At 55.6% G+C, this 16280-nt stretch carries 10 protein-coding genes and 3 pseudogenes; 7 read left to right on the forward strand and 6 right to left on the reverse strand.

Annotated elements, in window-relative coordinates:
* A pseudogene (locus BBW68_RS18310) lies at positions 1-114 on the forward strand (transposase); the annotation flags it as partial.
* 73 nt (positions 115-187) lie between these two features.
* Here the strand turns inward: BBW68_RS18310 and hldE are convergent.
* The 3 genes and pseudogenes from hldE to BBW68_RS05990 form a co-directional block, all read right to left on the reverse strand.
* A complete protein-coding gene (gene hldE, locus BBW68_RS05980) occupies positions 188-1624 on the reverse strand; it encodes a bifunctional D-glycero-beta-D-manno-heptose-7-phosphate kinase/D-glycero-beta-D-manno-heptose 1-phosphate adenylyltransferase HldE (RefSeq protein ID WP_070134420.1) in 1437 nt (478 codons plus the stop codon).
* Positions 1625-1719: 95 nt separating this feature from the next.
* A complete protein-coding gene (gene glnE / locus BBW68_RS05985) occupies positions 1720-4533 on the reverse strand; it encodes a bifunctional [glutamate--ammonia ligase]-adenylyl-L-tyrosine phosphorylase/[glutamate--ammonia-ligase] adenylyltransferase (RefSeq protein ID WP_070134421.1) in 2814 nt (937 codons plus the stop codon).
* Between the two features lie 36 nt (positions 4534-4569).
* Positions 4570-5867 (reverse strand): annotated as a pseudogene (locus tag BBW68_RS05990) (CYTH domain-containing protein).
* Positions 5868-6115: 248 nt separating this feature from the next.
* Here BBW68_RS05990 and BBW68_RS05995 point away from each other — a divergent pair.
* Both BBW68_RS05995 and BBW68_RS06000 read left to right on the forward strand, forming a co-directional pair.
* Positions 6116-6713: pseudogene (locus tag BBW68_RS05995) on the forward strand (TIGR04211 family SH3 domain-containing protein).
* Positions 6714-6853: 140 nt separating this feature from the next.
* Positions 6854-8074, forward strand: a complete 1221-nt coding sequence (locus BBW68_RS06000) for a multifunctional CCA addition/repair protein (RefSeq protein ID WP_070134422.1) — start codon at positions 6854-6856, stop codon at positions 8072-8074.
* Positions 8075-8125: 51 nt separating this feature from the next.
* Here the strand turns inward: BBW68_RS06000 and bacA are convergent, their stop codons facing one another.
* Both bacA and folB read right to left on the reverse strand, forming a co-directional pair.
* Positions 8126-8953, reverse strand: a complete 828-nt coding sequence (gene bacA / locus BBW68_RS06005; protein WP_070134423.1) for an undecaprenyl-diphosphate phosphatase — start codon at positions 8951-8953, stop codon at positions 8126-8128.
* 145 nt (positions 8954-9098) lie between these two features.
* Positions 9099-9458, reverse strand: coding sequence for a bifunctional dihydroneopterin aldolase/7,8-dihydroneopterin epimerase (folB, locus tag BBW68_RS06010; RefSeq protein WP_070134424.1), 360 nt, complete (start codon positions 9456-9458; stop codon positions 9099-9101).
* A gap of 107 nt (positions 9459-9565) precedes the next feature.
* On the opposite strand from folB, the gene plsY reads away from it, so the two are divergent.
* Positions 9566-10168: a glycerol-3-phosphate 1-O-acyltransferase PlsY gene (plsY, locus tag BBW68_RS06015; RefSeq protein WP_070134425.1), complete on the forward strand. Its 603-nt coding sequence runs from the start codon at positions 9566-9568 to the stop codon at positions 10166-10168.
* Positions 10169-10256: 88 nt separating this feature from the next.
* On the opposite strand, the gene tsaD is transcribed toward plsY, so the two are convergent.
* Positions 10257-11270 carry a tRNA (adenosine(37)-N6)-threonylcarbamoyltransferase complex transferase subunit TsaD gene (tsaD, locus tag BBW68_RS06020; RefSeq protein ID WP_070134426.1) on the reverse strand — a complete coding sequence of 338 codons (1014 nt, stop codon included), beginning with the start codon at positions 11268-11270 and terminating at the stop codon, positions 10257-10259.
* Positions 11271-11573: 303 nt separating this feature from the next.
* On the opposite strand from tsaD, the gene rpsU reads away from it, so the two are divergent.
* From rpsU to rpoD, 3 genes are all read left to right on the forward strand, one after another.
* The gene (gene rpsU, locus BBW68_RS06025; RefSeq protein ID WP_070134427.1) at positions 11574-11789 is read left to right on the forward strand and encodes a 30S ribosomal protein S21; all 216 of its coding nucleotides are present in this window, start codon (positions 11574-11576) and stop codon (positions 11787-11789) included.
* A gap of 111 nt (positions 11790-11900) precedes the next feature.
* Complete coding sequence (dnaG, locus tag BBW68_RS06030; RefSeq protein ID WP_070134428.1) at positions 11901-13646, forward strand: DNA primase; 1746 nt, start codon at positions 11901-11903, stop codon at positions 13644-13646.
* A gap of 364 nt (positions 13647-14010) precedes the next feature.
* Positions 14011-15849, forward strand: coding sequence for an RNA polymerase sigma factor RpoD (gene rpoD, locus BBW68_RS06035; protein WP_070134429.1), 1839 nt, complete (start codon positions 14011-14013; stop codon positions 15847-15849).
* The last annotated feature ends 431 nt before the right edge of the window (positions 15850-16280 follow it).

Genomic DNA, 16280 nt, shown 5'->3' on the forward strand with positions numbered 1-16280 from the left:
ACGTTCTTCGCTTACCCGAAGGATATCCGCAAAATGATGTACACCACCAATGCCATTGAGTCGCTGAACAGCGTGATCCGCCATGCTATCAAGAAGCATAAGGTGTTCCCGACGGTTTACACAGAATCATGTACAGGGTCCGCTCTGAGTGAGTTAAGCGGCTGCCCGCGAGGTCAGCCGATGGGCATCAGCTTTTACTGGTGCCTGAAATAATCGTCTTGATGATATTACTGGTTGAAATACCATCTTCGAAGTTCAGCACCCGCACATCACCGCCGTTAGCCCACACTTCTTTACTGCCCGCGATATCTTCCGGATTATAGTCACCGCCTTTGACCAGCAGGTCTGGCAGCACCTCAGCAATCACACGCTGTGGCGTATCCTCTTCAAAACCGATTACCCAGTCCACGGCTTCCAGCGCACCCAGCACGATCATACGATTGACCAACGGGTTAACTGGGCGCGTTTTGCCCTTCAGGCGACGGGTTGAAGCATCGCTGTTGACCGCCACAATCAGGCGATCCCCCAGCTTACGCGAATTGGCAAGATAGGAGACGTGGCCCGCGTGCAGAATGTCGAACACGCCGTTGGTCATCACCACTTTCTCGCCACGCTGGCGCGCCTTGGCGACTTCAGCAATCAGCCGTGCTTCATCCATCACGCCGAAGCCGTATTCAGGGCGCGCATGAATAGCATTCTCCAGCTCGACCGGGGAAACCGTAGAGGAACCCAATTTTCCGACCACCACGCCCGCAGAGGCATTGGCCAAGAAGCAGCTCTCTTCCAGCGTATTGCCTGCCGCCAGCGCGGCCGCCAGTACGCCAATCACCGTATCACCGGCACCGGTCACGTCGAACACTTCCTGCGCTTGGGTTGGCATATGGAACGGCTCTTTGCCCGGCTGCAGCAGCGTCATACCGTGCTCGGAACGGGTTACCAGCAGCGCCGACAGGGCGTGCTGCTGCATCAGTGTCGTACCGCGCTCCACAATATCCGCTTCGCTTTTACATTTGCCAACCACTGCTTCGAACTCGGAGAGGTTTGGTGTCAGCAGCGTTGCACCGTGATAGCGTGAGAAATTAGTCCCTTTCGGGTCGACCAGCACCGGTACGCCCGCTTCGCGCGCCAGCGCGATCATGGTTTCGACGCTGGCCAGCGCACCTTTGGCATAGTCAGACAGCACCAGCGCACCAATTTTTGGCAGTGCCTCACGGATGCGCTCGTGCATTGGCTCCGGGTTAACCCCGTCAAAGCCCTCTTCGAAATCGAGGCGGATCAGCTGCTGGCTGCGTGACAGCACCCGCAGTTTGGTAATGGTGGGATGCGTCGGCACCACCACAAAATCACACCGCACGTTCACCCCGGCCAGCGTTGCACTCAACGCCTGCGCGGCTTCATCAATCCCGGTCAGGCCCACCAGACGCGAGCCGGCACCGAGAGAGGCGATATTCATCGCCACGTTGGCCGCGCCTCCCGGGCGCTCCTCCACATGGTCCACTTTCACTACCGGCACCGGGGCTTCAGGGGAGATGCGACTGGTTGGGCCATGCCAGTAGCGATCCAGCATCACATCGCCAACCACCAGAACACCCGCGCGCGAAAAATCAAGCAGTGTGATTTTCATTCCAGACACTCCAGACTGCAGTTCAAACAGGAAAAATTATGCGCGCGATGATAGCACAGATTGCCGCTGACCATCATCACGTGCCGCACACCGACTCAGGCTCCCAGCGACTTCTGCCAGCTGGCATTGACCTGTGCCTTTTCCACGCTGAATGCTCTCTCTTCCACGTGCCCCGGCAGCTCCTGCAAAGCGAGATGGTGCAGCGCATCGCGCAGCGAAACGTAGGCCTGAGTCAGCGCCTCGGCCTCGGCCTGGGCTATCCTGTCGCCATTTGCTAGCAGTTCGAGGATGCGCACGTTATCGGACCAGCGCGTCAGCGTCGGATCCTGAGCGGCGTAGCGTAAGACCAGATACTGCGTAATGAATTCAATATCAGTGATACCGCCCTTATCCGCTTTCAGATCCCAGCGCCCTTTATGCTTGTGCCCGAGGTGAGCGCGCATCTTCTCGCGCATTTCCCGCACTTCGGTTTTCAGCCCGTCAGGCTCGCGCGGCAGCGAAAGAATGCCACGGCGGATCTGATTAAAGTGCTGGCTCAGCGCCCCGTCTCCAAACACAATGCGCGCCCGTACCAGCGCCTGATGCTCCCAGGTCCAGGCTTCATTACGCTGATAATCATCGAAGGCATCGAAGGTACTGACCAGCATCCCCGCCGCGCCGGATGGCCGCAGGCGCGCATCGACCTCATACAAAATGCCGGAGGAGGTGCGGGTGCTGAACAGGTGCATCACGCGCTGCGCCAGCCGCAGGTAAAACTGGTGCCCGTCGATGCTGCGCTCACCCAGCGTCACGGCATCCACCGGGCAGTCGTGCAGAAACACCAGATCGAGGTCGGAACTGTAGCCCAGCTCCCAGCCGCCCAACTTGCCATAGCCGACCACGGCGAAGCCGTGCTTGCTGTCGCTGGTCAGGTGCGACGGGCGACCATAACGCTGCACCATCATGTTCCACGCCTGCTGCACCACCGCTTCGATCATCGCTTCTGCCAGCCAGGTCAGATGGTCGCTGACCTTCATGACCGGCAGCGTTTTGGCGATATCGGCGGCGGCAATGCGCAGATGCTGCGCCTGTTTAAACTGGCGCAGCGCCTCCAACTGCTGCTCTTCGTCCTCTTCCGGGATGCGCAGCAGATACTGGCGCAGCTCGTCGCGGTAGGCATCGGTGGCGGTCGGCTGGTACAGCGTGACCGGGTCGAGCAGTTCATCAAGCAGCAGCGGGTGGCGCGCCAGCTGGTTGGCTACCATCGGCGAGGCGGCGCACAGGCGGATCAGATGTTTCAGCGCCCCGTCGAATTCGGTCAGCAGTTCGAGATAGGTCGAGCGGGTAACCACGCCAAGCAGCAGCGGGGTCAGGCGGCTGAGCGTGACCGGAGCATCGTCCCGCGGCACCACTTCACTTAGCAGGCGCGGAATCAGCTGATCCAGCGCTTGGCGGCCACGCGGGCCAATCGTGCGTTTATCCACATCTAGGCGGAATTCGGTGATTGTGCGCCAGAGCAGCTGGCGGGCGGCGCTGTCGAGATGCGGCACCAGCGGTTCCAGCTCGGCCTCTTCCAGCTGGTCCTGCCACAGCACGCCGTATTCACCGGCGTCGCGACTGTCGCCGTTGTCTGAGCTATCGTCGCCGATTAGATCGTTAAAGATGGCGCGCACCTGCGCCATATGGATATCAAGCTGGTCATGCAATGCCTGCCAGTCGCTGAAGCCCATTGCCCAAGCAAGACGGGCCCGACCCAACTCTGCCACTGGCAGCATCTGCGTTTGTTCGTCGTTGATGCTCTGCAACAGATTTTCGAGGCGACGTAGGAACAGATAGGCATCGCGCAGCAGGCTGACCTGCCCTTCCGGCAGCAGATGCAGATCGCCAATAGCGTGCAGCGTCGGCAATAAGGAACGCATTTGCAGCGATCGCTCGCGACTGCCGCGTATCAGTTGGAAGACCTGCACGATAAACTCGGTTTCGCGAATACCGCCAGCACCCAGCTTGATGTTATCGGTCAGACCACGCCGCCGTACTTCACGCGCGATCATGCTTTTCATATTACGCAGCGACTGGATCACGCTGAAATCGATGTAGCGGCGGAATACGAACGGGTGCAGCGTCTGGCGCAGCTCTTCGCTCCAGCGGTCATCGCTGTCGCCCATCAGGCGCGCTTTCACCATCGCGTAGCGTTCCCAGTCGCGACCCTGCTCCTGATAATAATCTTCCAGCGCGGCAAAGCTCAGCACCAGCGGGCCGCTGTCGCCGAACGGGCGCAGGCGCATATCCACACGGTACACAAAGCCATCAATGGTGGGTTGATCCAGCACCTTAATCAGGCGCTGCCCAAGACGGGTGAAGAACTGCGCATTATCCAGCTTGCGGCGGCCCCCTTGGGTGGCACCGTTTTCCGGCCAAGTGAAGATCAGGTCAATATCAGAGGAGAAATTAAGCTCGCCACCGCCCAGCTTGCCCATACCGAGGATCAGCAGCGGCTGTGGCTCCCCGACGGCATTAACCGGCGTGCCGAAATCGCGGCAGCAGGCGTGCCACAGCCAGTCGCGTGCGGCGACAATCAGCGTTTCCGCCAGCTCGCTCAGCTGGCGCAAACTTTCTTCTGTAGTGCTGGTGGCCGGAGTCTGCATCCAGGCGATGCGCGTCAGCATATGGCGGCGGAACAGGCGCAGCTCGCGCATCAGCGCATTTTCATCCTGTACCGAGGCAAGCTGCGTCTGTAACCACTGCGGATAGTGTTGCCATTCATCCGGCTGCGGCGGCTGCTGCTGGATCTGCTGCCACCAGTCGGGGCATTTTGCTAGGTTATCGCTGATAAAATCGCTAAATGCCAGAACCGCCTTTTGCTGTTCACTGGCACCGCTGAACATGGGATCGAGCAGTGCGCTCTGCCTGGTCAGTAACGATGGCAACATAATCACTCCCTTATAAAAAGCCGCACTCCAAAGGTTTTACACGCTGCCATTCTTCCAGAATGCCGCCTGATTCAGCGCCTGCTGGCGATGACTGTCCAGCCAGACTTCCTGCTGGCTGACAATCGCCTGCTGCTGCAGCTGCCAACTTTGCAGCCAGCTGTTGACCACCTCAGGGTCACATAGGCACCGGCCAGCAGATGGACGGCCAGCAGCTGGCGATGCAGGCGCGTCAGCTTGTCCTGATATTCGCCCGAATGGTTAACGTGAGCGAAGGTCTCTTTAAGGTCGGCGGCGATGCGCCCGAGCATGATATTGCTGAAGCGTTTAAAAGAGCCCTGCAGCTTGGCATCAGCCTTCTAATCGACGAACGCACACCAGTCTTCGGTAACAATCCAGTTAGTAAGCGCCAACTGAGTCCCCAACCAGACCGGACTGAAACAGAGCTTTTCGGCGCTGACGTTCTCTTCCATCAGCGCCTCTTCAAGCACGGTAAGTTTTTGGCGCAGATCGCTGCTGGCTTTGCGCGGAACCAGCGCGCCGTACAGAGAGAAAACCTGACGCAGCGTCTCCAGCCCATCTTTAATCTGCGGCAGTGCGCCGCTGACGCCGCGCAGCCACAGCTCTTCGTGATACTGCCACTGGCTGAGAGCCAGCAGTAACCCACTGCGCATCCCCTCTTCTACCGTTGCTTTCGGCTTGACCTTCGGCAGCGGAATCGGGCGCAGCGGATTGCCCTGCGCCAGCGCATAGCCGCGTGCAGCTTTACTCAGGCTGCCGAGGCGCAGGCCCTCCAGCATGGCTAGCTCGGCGGCAAAAGCCAGCAAATCGTTACGCTGCCCGCTTTTCAGCTCCAGTTCGATTTCTCTCAGCGGCTCGCTTAACGCTCCGGCACTGACTTCCCCGCAGTCGTAAGCCACTTCAATCTCGCTTCGCAGGTAAGTAACTTCCCATTTTTCGCGCACGAAATGGGTGCTGAACAGCGCGTTGAGGCGCTGTTGCAACGCGGCAACGTCGGTGCCCTGCTGCCAGACGTCGGCAGGCAGCAGGGCGATATTGAGCTCAGGCTGGCTGAGCGCCACATTGTATTCCGGCCGCTGATGCAGCCCGCCCACCGTCTGCCCGGCGGTTTTTAGCGTCATCTCGTAGCTGTCGCCAAACCCGCGGATGCGCAGGCCCATATCCCAGCGGCGCAGCTGGCTGTCGTCGGTTTCAAAGTAGATATTGGTGAGCTTCTGCCCCTCGCTGTGCTGATAAGGCCAGTTCGCCAGTTTATCGGCAATTTTTGACGCAGCTTCTGCAGCGGCGATGAACTTTAATTCGATTTCGATGGTCATATTGTCTTACTTTGCGTCGTTAACGGCACGGTAAACGGTTAAGGTAACCGATTATACCTGCTTTATGACGGGCATCTTAACCTGAAGAGTGATGTACAAGCGACAGGGCTGTCTCTTCTTTAGCTGCGCTTTCGCGTGCCCGCTCTCATGCTCTCTGAAACCAGGATAGTTCTCATTCAGTTTTCTGCGAGGCCGCCTCAGACTGTGCTTTTACTTTTTCCAGCACTTACGAATAAGAGTTTGAATGAATAAAACTCACCTTTATTGGACTGATTTTACTCACTTTTAGCGTTGCAACCTCGGTTTATACTGAAAAAACGCCACATTTCCGACGAGCTTCCTACCTAGGTCCGCAGCGGTCCTAGCAATGATTACCGCCTGATCCGCACCCTGAATGCCGGTGAAAGAAGTCACCCTGCTGCAGTCAAACGACAATAGCAAATATGGGCAAATCCGTGACAGCTAGGCGCGCACCACCTAGATCTCGCTGGCACAGCTGAGCGAGCAGCCAAGCCTGCGCACCCGCGTGCCGCAGCTGGTCAAAGACCTAACGGCCAAACTGGCCAATATCGACGGTAGTTGGAACGAACGCACCGCCGAGATGCAGAAAAAAGTCGCTGGCAGCGATGGGGCGATAAACAGCCTGAAAAAAGAGAATCAGCAGTTGAAAAACCTGCGGGTGGTGGCGAAAAAGAAAGTGGATGCCGGCCAACGTGCAGTTTGATGATAAACAGCTCACCATCCATTATGCAGTGATTTATGTACGGCGGCGGCGTAGCCGGTGTTGACCTGCTGTTGCCGCATATGATCCCGCGCAGGAAGAAAAGCGACCGCTGGATGAATTAATCCAACCGATGACAAATCAGGGTATCTCGGATGCTCTTTTTGTCGTGCCAGCAATTTATCATTTGTGCAACATGCATGTTATAGTGTTCCCATATTCAATGATAGGTTAATTCCGATTGTCCGCTTTGTGGAGACCCGCAGTGAAAACATACCTTGTCGGTGGTGCCGTACGCGATGGACTGCTAAATTTGCCGCTGAAAGACAAAGACTGGGTGGTGGTGGGAGCCTCTCCCCAGCAGATGTTGGATGCTGGCTACGAGCAGGTTGGCCGCGATTTTCCAGTATTTCTGCACCCTTCCAGCCACGAAGAGTATGCGCTGGCGCGCACCGAGCGTAAGTCCGGCAGCGGTTATACCGACTTCGTCTGCTATGCCGCGCCCGACGTCACGCTGGAACAGGATCTGACCCGACGCGATCTGACGATCAACGCCATTGCTCAGGACGCTGACGGAAACTATTACGACCTTTATAGCGGGCGGGAAGACCTTAAGCAGCGCCTGCTGCGCCATGTTTCGGCTGCATTCAACGAAGATCCGCTGCGCGTACTACGCGTGGCGCGCTTTGCGGCACGTTTTGCCCACCTCAATTTCCGCGTCGCTGACGAAACCATGGAGCTGATGCGCGCCATGGCGGCAGGCGGCGAGCTCGTGCATCTGACGGCGGAACGCGTGTGGAAAGAGACGGAGAGCGCCCTGCTCACCCGCAACCCGCAGGTCTATTTCCAAGTACTGCGCGACTGCGGCGCGCTGGCGGTGCTGTTCCCCGAGCTGGATAATCTGTATGGCGTGCCAGCCCCGGCTAAATGGCACCCGGAGATCGACACCGGGGTGCATGCGCTAATGACGCTGGCGATGGCCGCCCAGCTCAGCCCGGAGCTGGATATTCGCTTCGCCACGCTGTTTCACGACGTCGGCAAGGGCCTAACACCGCCGGGAAAATGGCCCAGCCACCACGGGCATGGCCCGGCTGGCGTGCCGCTGGTTGCCGCGCTGTGCGAGCGCCTGCGCGTGCCGAATGCCGTGCGCGATCTCGCCCTGATAGTCACTGAATTCCATGACTTGGTGCACACCGTACAAAATCAGTCAGCCGCTACGCTGATTGCCATGTTTGACCGCGTGGATGCTTGGCGTAAGCCGCAGCGAGTTGGGCAGATTGCTATCACCAGTGAAGCCGATGCGCGCGGGCGTACCGGTTTTGAAAGCAATCCTTATCCCCAGGGCGACTACATGCGCACCGCCTGGCGGGTGGCACAAAGCGTGTCGACAAAAGAGGTAGTTGAGGCAGGATTCAAGGGCAGCGAAGTGAGAAAAGAGCTAACGCGGCGTCGAATGGTCGCGCTAGAAGAGTGGAAGTCGTCGTAACCTCCTAACGGGCCGATAGAAACAAAAGATCGGCCCCGCCTACGAGTAGTTCTAAAGCACAAACACTGCGTAAAGCGCTGTCGCGATAATAAAGCGGTAGATAGCGAATGGGATAAACGAGATACGTTTGATAATGTGCAGGAAGGTCTTGATCGCGATCAGCGCGACAATAAAGGCAGTAACAAAACCGACGGCGAACATCGGAAAGTCGGTCATGGTCAGAAAGCCCATGCTCTTATAGAGATCCAGCGCGGTAGCGCCCATCATCATCGGCACGGCCAGCAAGAAAGAGAACTCAGAAGCCGCATAGCGGGTCACGCCCGTTAGAATCCCGCCGGAAATGGTCGCACCGGAGCGTGAGAAGCCCGGCCACAGCGCCAGACACTGGAAGCAGCCAATCACGAATGCTTGACGATAGGTAATATCATCCACGCCCACGGCTTTTGGCTGCTTCGGCTTTAGCAGCTCAGCAGCGATCAGCAGCACGCCACCGACCACCAGCGCACCCATCACGTTAACCGGGTTAAACAGCGTTTTGATCTGGTCGTGCAGCAGCAGACCAATCACGACCGCCGGAACCATACCAAACAGAATATGAATCAGCGTCAGTTTGCCGGTACCGGTGCCGGTGCCTTCATGCGGCCCTTTGCCGAAGTGAATACCGATCAGGCCAAACAGACGGCGCCAGAACATCACCACCACAGCCAAAATTGAGCCAAGCTGGATAACCACTTCGAAAGTCTCTGCTTTCTCACCTTCAAAACCTAACAGATGACCGACAATGATCATGTGCCCGGTGGAGGAAACAGGAAGGAACTCCGTCAACCCTTCAACAATGCCGAGTATTGCCGCCACCCATAGCTGATGAATATCTGCCATCAAATTCTACCTCTAACCAAGTTAAAACCATTAAAAAGGCGGTCGCTTTGCGCTACCGCACAAATTGTGCCCAGACTGAATTAGGTCAACCTTAAGAGAGACCATAATGTGGTTTGGTTTCATTATCATGGCAATGATATTGCGTTTATTTCGGATTAGTCCCGCGTTCGATGATCACCCCGACTTCATGAGCCTGAGCGATTGCTCCCGGTTTGCTGACCTTAATCCGCACCCACGGCAAGGCGAATCGAGCCAGCAACAGCGTGGCAATCTCCTCCGCGACGCGTTCAACCAGCGCGAATTTGCCGTTCGCAACGTGATCGATAATCACCTGTAAGACGTCGGCATAGTTCAGAGAGTCGTTGACATCATCGCTGGCCGCGGCTTTGCGGTTGTCCCACGCCATTTCGACATCGAACACCAGCTTCTGCTGAATCGTCTGCTCCCAGTCGTAAACACCAATGGTAGTGATGACGGATAGTTGATCAATAAATATGATATCCATGATACGGCTCTCTCTTTTTACGGTTACCGGATACCATTCCCGGCGGTTTATGCGTATTATCCACGGATGCAGACTTTAAGACGACCCCAACAAGACGGAATGGTGTTATGAGTGTATTCGCGCTTGGTATGATTATTTTCGCGTATCTGTGTGGCTCCATCTCCAGTGCGATTCTGGTTTGCCGGCTGTTTGGATTACCGGCCCCCCGCCACCACGGTTCGCGCAACCTTGGCACCACTAACGTATTGCGCATCGGTGGTAGAGGTGCGGCAGCGATGGTGCTGGTGTTTGATATTCTTAAAGGCATGCTGCCGGTCTGGCTGGCGTATCACTTCGGCGTGACCCCGCTCTACCTTGGCCTGACTGCAATTGCGGCCTGTCTTGGTCATATCTACCCGGTATTCTTTAAGTTCAAAGGCGGTAAAGGCGTCGCCACTGCCTTTGGTGCTATCGCGCCTATCGGCTGGGATTTAACGGGATTGATGACCGGGACTTGGCTGCTGACGGTGCTGCTGAGCAGCTACTCTTCGCTGGGGGCGATTATCAGCGCGCTGATCGCGCCGTTCTACGTCTGGTGGTTTAAACCGCAGTTTACCTTTCCGGTCGCCATGCTCTCCTGCCTGATCCTGCTGCGTCATCATGACAATATTCAGCGGCTGTGGCGCAGCCAAGAAACGAAGATCTGGAAAAAGAAGAGAAAGGATCCGTAAAGATACGGGCGAGGCCTGTCTCACCCCGACAAAATAACGGTGAATTTGCCTAGGGGTCAGGCATGCCTGACCCACAACAGGCGGGCAGTTAAATGGCAGGTAACTCTGCCAGCGGCCAGCGCGGGCGCACCGTGATACTCAGCTCCGCATGCGTACCTCCTTTCATCCGCACCATCCCTACATAGGCAATCATCGCGCCGTTATCGGTACAAAATTCCGGGCGCGCATAAAACACTTCGCCGCCCCGCTTCTGCATCATTTCTGCCAGCTTGCTGCGCAGCGTGCGGTTAGCACTGACCCCCCCGGCAATCACCAGACGCTTGAAACCACTCTGATCGAGCGCACGACGGCATTTAATCGCCAGCGTATCGACGACGGCATCTTCAAAAGCGCGCGCGATGTCAGCACGAGTCTGATCGCTGCTGTCATTATCACGAATGGTATTTGCCGCGAAGGTTTTCAGGCCTGCGAAGCTGAAATCCAGCCCTAGGCGATCGGTCATCGGGCGCGGGAAGGCAAAGCGCTTTTCCACCCCCTGCTGCGCCATTTTCGACAGCATTGGGCCCCCGGGATAGTCCAGCCCCAGCAGCTTGGCTGTTTTATCAAAGGCTTCGCCCGCCGCATCATCAATGGATTCGCCCAACAGGGTGTATTCACCGATGCCCGTGACGCTAATCAGCTGCGTATGGCCGCCGGAAACCAGCAGCGCGACAAACGGAAACTCGGGCGGGTTATCTTCCAGCATCGGGGCCAATAGGTGCCCTTCCATATGGTGCACGGCAATCGCCGGGACATCCCAAGCAAACGCTAGCGAGCGACCAATGGTGGCGCCAACCAGCAGCGCACCGACTAGGCCCGGACCGGCAGTATAGGCCACCGCATCGATATCCTGCGTCTGCAGTCCGGCCTCTTTCAGCGCGGCCTGGATCAGCGACACCGTTTTACGCACGTGATCGCGCGAAGCCAGTTCGGGTACCACACCACCGTAGTCGGCATGGAGCTTTATTTGGCTATAAAGTTGATTAGCGAGCAAACCGACCGTATCATCATAAATGGCAATACCGGTTTCATCGCAGGATGTTTCAATTCCAAGAACACGCATGGCTTTTTCACCTCATTCTTGCAGCGAGCAGTGTAGCATGACGGCGCTTTGCCGGGCGGCAATTTTAGCGACTCAGCGGTTATGCCTTGAACAATAAAGTGTTTTTTTTCCACTAGGGACGTTGGATTCGTGTATGATGAGGCCCCCTGAAAAAAACCGGCAGCCGCACCGGCGCATCTGTTGGTTACATTAAGCTATGGTGCTTTACAACGCAGCCTGTGTTGGAGTAAAGTTCCGCACCATTTTGAAATGAGCTGGCACCGATGTCAGCAGCAAAACCGAATTTATCGAGGTGAGAGTTACATGCCGGTAATTAAAGTACGTGAAAACGAGCCATTCGACGTAGCACTGCGTCGCTTCAAGCGTTCTTGTGAGAAAGCAGGCGTTCTGGCTGAAGTTCGTCGTCGTGAGTTTTATGAAAAACCTACTACCGAACGTAAGCGAGCTAAAGCGTCTGCAGTAAAACGCCACTCTAAGAAACTGGCTCGCGAAAACGCACGCCGCACTCGTCTGTACTAGTAACCTGAGGGCTTGCCCTCTCGTTATACAGACCAGTTAATAGTTATCAGGCCGTGCTTCCGAAAGGAATGCGCGGCCTGTTGTCGTTTGTGAGCTGATCAACTGGGGCTTATGGCAGGAAGAATTCCGCGCTTATTTATCAATGATTTACTCGCACACACGGACATCGTGGATCTTATTGATGCCCGAGTGAAACTGAAAAAGCAGGGTAAAAACCATCACGCGTGCTGCCCTTTCCATAAGGAGAAAACCCCCTCCTTCACGGTAAACAGCGAGAAACAGTTTTATCACTGTTTCGGCTGCGGCGCGCACGGTAATGCCGTCGACTTCCTGATGAATTACGATCGTCTGGAATTTATCGAAAGCATCGAAGAACTGGCGACCCTGTATGGTCTGGAAGTGCCGTATGAAAGCGGTAACTGTCCCAGCCAACTTGAGCGTCACCAGCGTCAAAGTCTCTATCAGTTAATGACTGGTCTGCGCGATTTCTATCAGCAGGCGCTGGCTCAAAGCCAGTCGGCAGGCGCGCGTAAATATCTGGCGCAGCGCGGGCTGAGCGAAGAGGTCATTAAGCATTTTTCTATCGGTTTCGCCCCTGCGGGCTGGGACAACGCGCTTAAACGCTTTGGTCGTAATCCTGATGACCGCCAGTCGCTGATCGACGCCGGTATGCTGGTCACCAATAACCAGGGCCGCAGCTACGATCGCTTCCGTGAGCGCGTGATGTTTCCTATCCACGATAAGCGTGGACGGGTGATTGGCTTTGGTGGCCGGGTACTCGGCAACGGAATGCCGAAATATCTCAACTCGCCGGAAACCGATATTTTCCATAAAGGCCGCCAGCTGTATGGCCTGTATGAAGCACAAAGAAATTATCCTGAACCGCCCAAGCTGCTGGTGGTTGAAGGGTATATGGATGTAGTGGCGCTGGCACAGTTTGGCGTGGATTACGCCGTGGCCTCGCTGGGGACCTCTACCACAGCTGAGCATATTCAGCTGCTGTTCCGCGCCACCAATACCGTCATTTGCTGTTACGACGGTGACCGTGCAGGCCGCGAGGCAGCTTGGCGCGCGCTGGAAACCGCATTACCTTACATGAATGACGGTCATCAGCTACGCTTTATGTTCCTGCCTGACGGCGAAGACCCGGATACGCTAGTACGTAAAGAGGGTAAAGAGGCTTTCGAAGCGCGGATGGAGCAGGCAATACCGCTCTCCGGGTTTCTGTTCGATACGCTGATGCCGCAGGTCGATTTGCGTTCGCCAGATGGCCGCGCGCAGCTCAGCACGCTGGCACTGCCGCTAATTAGTCAGGTTCCGGGCGAGACGTTACGTATTTACCTGCGTCAGGAGCTGGGCAACAAGCTAGGGATCCTCGACGATAGCCAGCTTGAGAAGCTGCTGCCAAAGCAAGCGGAAAATGCGAAACCGGCACCGCCGCTCCAGCTAAAACGCACAACCATGCGTATACTTATTGGGCTGCTAATCCAGAACCCGCAGCTGGCGACAATGGTGCCCTCGCTCGATGGGCTGGAGCAGTCAGATTTGCCCGGTTTTCCACTGTTCGTTGAGTTGGTGAGCATTTGCGTTGCTCAACCTAGCCTGACGACCGGACAGCTACTAGAGTTATACCGCGGCACAAAATTTAGCCAGAGCCTTGAAACCTTGGCAACATGGAACCACATGATAGTAGATGACGAAGTGGACACCATGTTTAAGGACGCGCTAGGCAGTATGTACGATGACGCGCTGGAGCGTCGGCTGGAAGAGCTGATCGCCCGGGACCGCACGCACGCACTGAGCGCAGAAGAGCGCCGCGAGTTCTGGACGCTAAGCCAAGCTCTGAAAAAACAGTAATACCGGACTGACTAAAAGAGAGGGTCAGCCCCTACAAAAAATTTGAAACGTTGTAGACACTTACAACGTTTAAATCACAGAACTTAGAAGCATTATCAGCGCAGTCAGTTCAGGTGAGGCCAGTGCGCAGAAACCGCAGCGTACTGTAGTACGTGAGGATTTCGAGCACTGCCCAATCCTGAAATGGCAAACAAGATAGCTTCGGACAGAACAAAAGCGGCTTAAGTGCCGAATTCGAGTCAGGTAGACCCTGACAGCCGCCATGACGGGCAGCGGCAATAATCCAAACGCCCTCACTGTTATTGTTGGCATCTTAAGCTGACCCGACACCAATCTAATTTAACAGAAGTGTGGATACCGTCTTATGGAGCAAAACCCGCAGTCACAGCTGAAGCTACTTGTCACCCGTGGTAAGGAGCAAGGCTATCTGACCTATGCCGAGGTCAATGACCATCTGCCGGAAGATATTGTCGACTCCGATCAGATTGAAGACATCATCCAGATGATTAACGACATGGGCATCCAGGTAGTGGAAGAAGCGCCTGATGCCGATGATCTGATGCTGAATGAAAACAACAACGATACGGACGAAGATGCTGCTGAAGCGGCTGCTCAGGTGCTATCCAGCGTAGAGTCGGAAATCGGGCGTACTACCGACCCGGTGCGTATGTACATGCGTGAAATGGGTACCGTTGAACTGTTGACTCGCGAAGGCGAAATCGATATCGCGAAGCGCATCGAAGACGGTATCAACCAGGTACAGTGCTCGGTTGCTGAATATCCTGAAGCCATTACCTACCTGCTTGAGCAGTACGATCGCGTTGAAGCGGGCGAAGCGCGCTTGTCAGACCTGATCACCGGTTTTGTTGATCCAAACTCGCAGGAAGACATCGCACCGACGGTGACCCATGTCGGTTCCGAACTATCTGAAGCCAAGCGTGACAACGAAGAAGAAGACGAAGAAGATGACGACAGCGCGGACGATGACAACAGCATCGACCCGGAGCTAGCGCGTGAAAAATTCAACGAGCTGCGCGTACAGTACGAAAAAGCTCATACTGTCATTAAAGCGAAAAGTCGCAGCCACGTTGATGCCATCGCTGAAATCCAGAATCTCTCTCACGTCTTTAAGCAGTTCCGCCTAGTGCCGAAACAGTTCGACTTCCTAGTAAACAGCATGCGCGTGATGATGGACCGCGTACGTATTCAGGAACGCCTGATTATGAAGCTGTGCGTTGAACTGTGTAAAATGCCGAAGAAGAACTTCATTACCCTGTTCACCGGCAATGAAACCAGCGAAACCTGGTTCAAAGCCGCGCTGGCGATGAACAGACCGTGGTCAGAAAAGCTGAACGACATGTCAGACGATGTGCATCGTGGCCTGCAGAAACTGCAGCAGATTGAGCAAGAAACCGGCCTAACCATTGAGCAGGTGAAGGATATCAACCGTCGTATGTCCATCGGTGAAGCGAAAGCGCGCCGTGCGAAGAAAGAGATGGTTGAAGCAAACTTACGTCTGGTTATCTCTATCGCCAAGAAATACACCAACCGTGGTCTGCAGTTCCTTGATCTGATTCAGGAAGGCAATATCGGCCTGATGAAAGCGGTAGATAAGTTTGAATACCGTCGTGGTTATAAGTTCTCGACGTATGCTACATGGTGGATTCGTCAGGCAATCACCCGTTCTATCGCCGACCAAGCGCGTACCATCCGTATTCCGGTGCATATGATTGAGACGATCAACAAGCTCAACCGTATTTCGCGCCAGATGCTGCAGGAGATGGGTCGCGAACCAACGCCGGAAGAGCTGGCTGAGCGCATGTTGATGCCGGAAGATAAAATCCGCAAGGTGCTGAAAATTGCCAAAGAGCCTATCTCCATGGAGACGCCAATTGGTGATGATGAAGATTCACATCTGGGTGATTTTATCGAAGACACCACGCTGGAGCTGCCGCTGGACTCTGCCACCTCTGAGAGCCTGCGTTCTGCCACCCACGACGTGCTGGCAGGCCTGACCGCGCGTGAAGCGAAAGTGCTGCGCATGCGTTTCGGTATCGACATGAACACCGACCACACGCTGGAAGAAGTTGGCAAGCAGTTTGACGTGACGCGTGAGCGTATTCGTCAGATTGAAGCGAAGGCGCTGCGTAAACTGCGCCATCCAAGCCGCTCTGAAGTGCTGCGCAGCTTCCTTGACGATTAATCGACCGCCTGCGTAACAAGATGGCTCCTCACTGAGGGGCCATTACACAGATAATAATCAAACAAAAAACAAGCAGTTTTTGCGCCATCTCTAGCCTCCTTCTCCATTGCTTTTCAGCAGATAAAAGGCCACTTTTACATTGTCGTATGTAAGGCAGCCGCACTTTGAATACAACTCAAGTGGGGCTTTTCTCTATTCTGACCTTTACCAGAGGCTCAGGACAGAAAGATCCTGAGCACCCGTCGTGCAGTGTAACGCATCCGCTTTTAAATCAAAGTCTTCAGATTGCGGAAAGCGGAAATTAGTGCTCTGTCTGATTTTTATACAACGTCAATGTAATCAACGCCCCTGCTCGCGCAGCGCCTGATCGAGTGCAGCATAGGCCGCCGTCATCTCCTTCTGCGAAGCACGATTGAACGTAGCGCCCTTAC

This window comes from Candidatus Erwinia dacicola (assembly GCF_001756855.1).
GTDB classification, from domain to species: domain Bacteria; phylum Pseudomonadota; class Gammaproteobacteria; order Enterobacterales; family Enterobacteriaceae; genus Erwinia; species Erwinia dacicola.

Coding starts and splice junctions, on each gene's coding strand:
- rpoD (WP_070134429.1), top strand. CDS start 14,011: ATGGAGCAAAACCCGCAGTCACAGCTGAAGCTACTTGTCACCCGTGGT.
- rpsU (WP_070134427.1), top strand. CDS start 11,574: ATGCCGGTAATTAAAGTACGTGAAAACGAGCCATTCGACGTAGCACTG.
- glnE (WP_070134421.1), bottom strand. CDS start 4,533: ATGTTGCCATCGTTACTGACCAGGCAGAGCGCACTGCTCGATCCCATG.
- folB (WP_070134424.1), bottom strand. CDS start 9,458: ATGGATATCATATTTATTGATCAACTATCCGTCATCACTACCATTGGT.
- dnaG (WP_070134428.1), top strand. CDS start 11,901: ATGGCAGGAAGAATTCCGCGCTTATTTATCAATGATTTACTCGCACAC.
- hldE (WP_070134420.1), bottom strand. CDS start 1,624: ATGAAAATCACACTGCTTGATTTTTCGCGCGCGGGTGTTCTGGTGGTT.
- bacA (WP_070134423.1), bottom strand. CDS start 8,953: ATGGCAGATATTCATCAGCTATGGGTGGCGGCAATACTCGGCATTGTT.
- tsaD (WP_070134426.1), bottom strand. CDS start 11,270: ATGCGTGTTCTTGGAATTGAAACATCCTGCGATGAAACCGGTATTGCC.
- plsY (WP_070134425.1), top strand. CDS start 9,566: ATGAGTGTATTCGCGCTTGGTATGATTATTTTCGCGTATCTGTGTGGC.